Annotated in this window: 8 protein-coding genes; 5 read left to right on the forward strand and 3 right to left on the reverse strand. The window is 63.2% G+C overall.

Annotation, left to right across the window (positions count from 1 at the left end):
• A partial coding sequence (locus EOA29_RS42300; RefSeq protein WP_210213167.1) for a hypothetical protein occupies positions 1–211 on the forward strand: 211 nt, incomplete at its 5' end.
• Between the two features lie 118 nt (positions 212–329).
• On the forward strand, positions 330–1,382 hold the full coding sequence (locus tag EOA29_RS23150) for a low specificity L-threonine aldolase (protein WP_127221609.1): 1,053 nt from the start codon (positions 330–332) through the stop codon (positions 1,380–1,382).
• A gap of 76 nt (positions 1,383–1,458) precedes the next feature.
• On the opposite strand, the gene EOA29_RS23155 is transcribed toward EOA29_RS23150, so the two are convergent.
• Positions 1,459–1,926, reverse strand: coding sequence for an Hsp20 family protein (locus tag EOA29_RS23155; RefSeq protein WP_126092127.1), 468 nt, complete (start codon positions 1,924–1,926; stop codon positions 1,459–1,461).
• 480 nt (positions 1,927–2,406) lie between these two features.
• On the opposite strand from EOA29_RS23155, the gene EOA29_RS23160 reads away from it, so the two are divergent.
• Together EOA29_RS23160 and EOA29_RS23165 are read left to right on the forward strand one after the other, a co-directional pair.
• Positions 2,407–3,363, forward strand: coding sequence for an alpha/beta hydrolase (locus tag EOA29_RS23160; RefSeq protein WP_126092126.1), 957 nt, complete (start codon positions 2,407–2,409; stop codon positions 3,361–3,363).
• Between the two features lie 184 nt (positions 3,364–3,547).
• Entirely contained in the window at positions 3,548–4,006 is a 459-nt protein-coding gene (locus EOA29_RS23165; RefSeq protein WP_126092125.1) for a hypothetical protein, read from the forward strand.
• 7 nt (positions 4,007–4,013) lie between these two features.
• Here EOA29_RS23165 and hisN read toward each other — a convergent pair whose 3' ends face one another.
• Positions 4,014–4,787: a histidinol-phosphatase gene (gene hisN / locus EOA29_RS23170; RefSeq protein ID WP_126092124.1), complete on the reverse strand. Its 774-nt coding sequence runs from the start codon at positions 4,785–4,787 to the stop codon at positions 4,014–4,016.
• Positions 4,788–4,799: 12 nt separating this feature from the next.
• On the opposite strand from hisN, the gene EOA29_RS41605 reads away from it, so the two are divergent.
• A complete protein-coding gene (locus EOA29_RS41605; RefSeq protein ID WP_189478962.1) occupies positions 4,800–4,952 on the forward strand; it encodes a hypothetical protein in 153 nt (50 codons plus the stop codon).
• A 140-nt stretch (positions 4,953–5,092) separates the two neighbouring features.
• On the opposite strand, the gene EOA29_RS23175 is transcribed toward EOA29_RS41605, so the two are convergent.
• The coding region (locus EOA29_RS23175; protein WP_189478963.1) for an N-formylglutamate amidohydrolase at positions 5,093–5,629 on the reverse strand (537 nt) is incomplete at its 5' end.

Consider the following 5,629-nt stretch of genomic DNA (forward strand, 5'->3'; position numbering starts at 1 on the left):
GGGGAGCCGTCTACCCGCCGCTCGCAACAATGGCCGGAATGGCATGAATGATACGCCAGTCCAGCCTGTTTTGTGCGACAAAATAAGACAGCACTACTGTCCTAAATTTTTTATGGCAGAAATCGGGACCCTGCACAAGACCGATTCACAAAAAACTTGGGCGTGCCGCGACACAAAATTTCGCGACAAGGTCAAGAACCGCAACCTTTGATCGCAGTCATATGGGACGCCGGCTGGCTTCACCGCTTTGCCAAGGACTGGCCCTTGCGCTTCCGGCGCCAAAGCAGTCAAGTCGCGCCCGTTTTGCCAATCACCATACGGACCTCTCGATGTTCTTTGCATCCGACAACTGGGCGGGCGTCCATCCCGACATTTCGGCCAACCTTTCACGGCACGCTGCCGGCATTGCGACAGCCTATGGCGACGGCGATCTCGATCGCGCGGTCTACCGCCGCTTCAGCGATATCTTCGAACGGGACGTTCAGGTGTTCTTCGTAGCGACCGGCACGGCAGCCAACGCGCTTTCGATGGCGGCGTTGAACCGTATCGGCGGCATCGCGCTTTGCCACTCCGAAGCGCATATGAATGTCGATGAATTCGGCGCGATGGGTTTCTACACCGGCGGCGCGCGCATGGCGCCGGTTCCGGGGCCGTTGGGGCGCATGAACCCCCAGGCTCTGGACAAGGCCATAAAACGCTATTCGCAGGATCTCGCTCCCGCCGGCCAGCCGATGTCTGTGACGATCACCCAGGCGACCGAAGTGGGCACGGTCTACACCGTCGACGACGTCAAGGCGATCGCCGAGGTCAGCCGCCACCATAAACTGCCGCTGCACATGGACGGAGCGCGCTTCGCCAACGCGATTGCCGCGACCGACGTCACGCCGGCGCAGATGACCTGGAAGAGCGGCGTCGACCTCATCTCCTTCGGCGGCACCAAGAACGGCTGCTGGATGGCCGATGCGGTGGTGATCTTCAACCCGGAAGTCGGCCGCGATCTGCGCCTTCTTCGCCAGCGCGCCGGGCAGACCTTTTCCAAGGCGCGCTTCATCTCGGCTCAGTTCGAAGCCTATTTCACCGACGATTTGTGGCTGAGGATGGCGCGCCATGCCAATGCGATGGCCGCTCACTTGGCAGAAACGATCGAGGATGCGCCAACAGGCAGGCTCGCCTGGCTGCCGCAAGCCAACGAAGTGTTCGCGATCCTCGACCGCGCGGTTGCCGAGAAGCTGCAGGCCGCCGGCGCCAAGTTCTATGAATGGGGCGTGCCGCAGGGGTTTGACGGCCATCTCGGCGACAACGAAGCGATCTATCGCTTCGTCGCGAGCTTCGCGACCACGGCGGAAGAGATCGACCGGCTGGGTCACTTGCTGGTTGAATAGCCGACAAAAAAGCGGCGCCCTTCGGCGCCGCTTCCGTCTCGGGAGGGAGACGTATCTTACGGATGGAGCGCGCGCCTTACGCGGCGGCCTTGGCCTCGATCTGCTTGGCCTTGTCCGAAGACGAGGAGATCGCGATCTTGCGCGGCTTGAGCTCCTCGGGGATGTTGCGCTTGAGGTCGACGAAGAGCAGGCCGTTCTTCAGCGTGGCGCCCTCGACCTCGACGTGGTCGGCGAGCTGGAAGCGGCGCTCGAAGGCCCGCGAGGCAATGCCGCGATAGAGCAGCTCGGAACCCTCGCCATTGCCCTCTTCCTTGCGCTCGCCCTTGACGGTCAGCACGTTGCGGTGCGCCTCGATCGAAATCTCGTCTTCCGAGAAGCCGGCAACCGCCATCGAGATGCGGTAAGCGTTCTCGCCGGTGCGCTCGATGTTATAGGGCGGATAGGTCTGCGCGCTCTCGGGCTGGCCGAGCGAGTCGAGCATGGTGAACAGCCGGTCGAAGCCGACGGTCGAACGATAAAGCGGGGAAAAATCAACGTGACGCATGATGTGTTCTCCTGTTGAGCAACATGGTTTGCGTATGGCCCGGTGCGAAACCCTCGAAAGGCGGTCCGGGTGAGCCAGCGACCCCGACATTGGCGGCCGCAACCTCAATTTGGGAACCGCAAAAGGCCATTTCAAGAACTTCGCGCGATCAAGTTTCCGTTCGATTTTTCCGCCCGATGAACGCCAGATGAACCGCAGCTTCGGCATCCGTTCAGCCACGCGACGCTAAGCTTTGGCCAAGATGACGGACAAGCGGCCCCTCCCCGAGAGCGCGCCGCGACGAGGCCGAACCGGGTGCAACGTCCCTTCCTCCCGGATCGACAGAGGCCGGAAGTGCGCCGCAGGCACTTCCGGCCTTCCCGTTTCGGTTCACGGCAGGTAGCGCAGATCCCCGCAACGCCTTTGCTTTTGGCCCATGGCCGTCTATCACCATGGCAACGCCTGGCCCGTTCGGGCAAAGAACAATCAACGTAGCGCCGAATGACGGACCTTTTCCACCAGACCGAGGGCAATCCGCAGCCCGAAAATGCCGGCGGCGGCTTTTTCACCACCCGCGACGGCAAGAAGATCCGCTATGGCGTCTTCGGCGCGGTCGCCCGCCCGCTGCAGGGCACGGTGGTGCTGCTTACCGGCCGCAACGAGTGCATCGAAAAATATTTCGAGACCATCCGCAACCTCGCCGACCGCGGCTTCGGCGTCGCCGTCCTTGACTGGCGCGGCCAGGGCGATTCCAGCCGCCTGCTGCGCGACCGGCAGCGTGGCTATGTCCGCAGCTTCCGCGACTACACAAGCGATCTCGAGCAATTTTTCGAGGAAATCGTGCTGCCGGATTGCCGCGGTCCCTACTACATCCTGGCCCACTCGACCGGGGCGGTGATTGCACTGCTTGCTTCGCCCTCAATGGTCAACCGGGTACGGCGCATGGTGCTGATCGCACCCTTCCTGGCTGTACCCGACTCGCCGGTTTCGATCTCCACGGTCCGACGCGTCTGCGCTGTGTTTTGCGCGCTGGGCCTCGGCAGGCTTTATGCCGCCTGGGGACCGCGCCCGAAATTGCCGACGCCCTTCGAAACCAACAAGGTGACCTCGGACCCCGAGCGCTATCGGCGCAACACCGACATCTACAAGGCTTGGCCCCAGCTCGCGCTCGGCGGGCCGACCATCCGCTGGCTGAAGGCCGCCGCCGAGGCCTCCGAGGCGGTCAGCGATCCGGATTTCATGGCCAGGATCCAGGTGCCGATGCTGATCGTCGCCGCCGGCGCCGACCAGGTCGTCTCGACCAAGGCTGTGGAAGCCTATGCCAGGCGGTTGCGCGTCGGGTCGCTGTTGATGATCGACGGCGCGCATCACGAGATCCTGCAGGAAAAGGATCTTTTCCGCGAGCAGTTGCTTGCGGCCTTCGACGCTTTCGTTCCGGGAACCGGCGACGCTGTTTGACCGCTTTGCCGGCACGCTGGTAATGAGCGCCGGCCCCCGACTGGCGCGAACGTCACGATCCGGCTGGCCCGGCTCCCCCCACCATGTCCGGGCGCAGTTCGACCCCTTATTCCCGTTCAGGCGTCGAACGCTAATTGCTGCCCTAAGAGCTCACAGGGCCAGTCAGAGATCGGGAGAAACGGCCATGAACGCATCGAACACGCTGTCGCGTCAGGGGCATCACCTGCTGCAGATCGGTGTCGCCCTGCTGCTGTTTTCGTCATTCGAAGGCTTCGCAATACCGTATCTCGCCGCACCGCGGCTCGGACTGTCCGCGCACACGCTAAGCGGCCTGCAGGGCGTTCTCCTTTTGGCGCTGGGGCTGGCATGGCCAAGGCTCAATCTCGGCGCGGCGATGTCGCGGGTTGCGTTCTGGCTGCTGATCTATTCGGCCTTGGCGATCCTGGCGGCCTACATAATCGCCAGCGCCTGGGGAGCCGGCAACGAGACAATGCCGTTGGCGGCCGGAACTTTCCACGGGAGCGCCCTTCAGGAAGCCGTGATCAAGATCGTGGCGTATTCGTCCGCGCCGACCGGCCTGATCTCTTTCGCTCTCATCCTGTGGGGCCTGCGTCTCACAGGCGCCCAGGCCGCCGACGGCTGAGAGCAGCTCAGCCGCGCAGCGCCGCCATCGCTGCCGCGTGCAGTTCGGGCGTCGCTGCCGCCAGTATGTCGCCGCCCTTCTCCGCCGGTCCGCCCTCGAAGGTGGTGACGACGCCGCCTGCCTTCTCGATGATCGGAATCAACGCCACGATGTCATAAGGCTTCAGGCCTGGATCGGCGACGATGTCGACGTTTCCCGCGGCCACCATGGCAAAGGCATAGCAGTCGGTGCCGTAGCGGGCCAGTTGCACCTGCTTCTCGAACCGATCGTAGCGATTGCGCGCCTCGCCCTTGTAGAGTGCCGGCGTGGTGGTGAACAGCGTCGCCTTGGCGAGCTCCGTCGTCTTGCGGGTCGCAAGCTTGCGCGGGCCGCCCGGACCTTCGTAATGCGAGCCGGACGCGTTGGCATAGAACAGCTCACCGGTGAAGGGTTGCGACATGAGGCCCGCGACGGCGTTGCCGTCGACGGTCAGCCCGACCAGCGTTCCCCACACCGGCAGCCCGGAGATGAAGGCGCGTGTGCCGTCGATCGGGTCGATGACCCAGACATGCCGGCTCGACATATTCTCGCTGCCATGCTCCTCGCCGAGAATGCCGTGATCGGGGTATTCCGCCGATATCAGCGCCCTGATCGCCCGCTCGGCCTCGCGGTCGGCCTCCGTCACCGGGTCGAAGCTTTCCGCCTGCTTGTTGGCCACCGCGCCCTGGCTGCGGAAGCGCGGCAGGGTCTCGGCGGCGGCCGCACGTGCGATGCGCCGCATGAAATCGATGCTGATATCCAACTCACTCTCCCCATGACGGCAGCTGTCGGCAGCCGCTGTTTTCTGCTCGGACCAGAGACGCAAAGCCGGTCAGGCGTCGCGCATTTGTTGCCCGAATGTCACACCTTGGCCGTCGAAATGGAATTTGCACATCATATTGAATTAAAAAAGCCCGAAGTCGATTGACATTTGTGCATCGCACAATAGTTTTGTTCTCGGACAGCTTATCCTGTCCATGCCCTCCTTGGGCGTTTCCTCCCTAGACTTCGACCGTGTCGTGAAAGCGATGCGGTCTTTTTTTGAGCCGCGAACCGCAAACGCGGCTGTCATTCCGCGGCAAGCGGCAGATCGACGAAATGATGGTCGGGCATCGCCACCAGTTCGGCCGAAAAGCGCGTCAGGTCGTCGGCTAAAGCGTCGAAGCCGGCCGATTTCTGGAACGTCCGCTCGTTCATGTAAAGCCCGCGATTGACCTCGATCTGCAGCGCATGCAGATGACGTGCCGGCCGCCCGTAATGCTCGGTGATGAAACCGCCGGCATAGGGCTTGTTGTGCGCGACCGCGTAGCCCATGCCGGTGAGCAGGCCGATCGCCCTTTCGGTGAGGGACGCGGCTGCCGAAATGCCGAAACGGTCGCCGATGATGAAGTCGGGCCGCACGCCATTGTCGCCGACGCGGATGCTGGCCGGCATCGAATGGCAGTCGATGAGCACGGCATAGGCGAACCTCGCATGGGTTCTGGTCAGCAGCCGCTTCAGCGTCTCGTGATACGGCTTGTAGACGGCCTCTATGCGTCCGACGGCCTCGGCCAGCGGCAGGCGCCCGGGATAGATGTCCAGCCCCTCCCCCACCAGCTTCGGCAC

The organism is Mesorhizobium sp. M1E.F.Ca.ET.063.01.1.1, from assembly GCF_003998155.1.
Lineage (GTDB): Bacteria > Pseudomonadota > Alphaproteobacteria > Rhizobiales > Rhizobiaceae > Mesorhizobium.